This window comes from Chryseobacterium sp. CH25, assembly GCF_004119455.1.
Classification (GTDB): Bacteria; Bacteroidota; Bacteroidia; order Flavobacteriales; family Weeksellaceae; genus Chryseobacterium.
The window spans coordinates 1-218 of sequence record NZ_NRQT01000179.1 but is presented as its reverse complement, the minus strand read 5'-3'; the positions used below and the strand labels follow the sequence as shown (position 1 = coordinate 218).

Annotated in this window: 1 protein-coding gene; it reads left to right on the top strand. The window is 40.8% G+C overall.

Annotation, left to right across the window (positions count from 1 at the left end):
- Positions 1–218 (top strand): hypothetical protein (locus BOQ64_RS22890; RefSeq protein ID WP_164975890.1); only part of this gene is annotated, 218 nt, incomplete at both ends.

Sequence of the window (218 nt, the reverse complement as noted above, 5' to 3'; positions counted from 1 at the left end):
TTTCAATATTCCTATAGAGAAGCTGGGGGAATATGTTTAACCTGTCGTACAGAATATGCTTTTGAAGAGCAGGCTTACGGAAACATCAGTACTGCCTTTCCTGATCTGGGCGATCCCCCAACCTGGAAGCTTGATTTTGTACCCACTTCAGAAGGCTTTTACAGTTTCACAGAAAACCGTTATATTTACCAGTATAAAGATCACTTAGGAAATGCAAG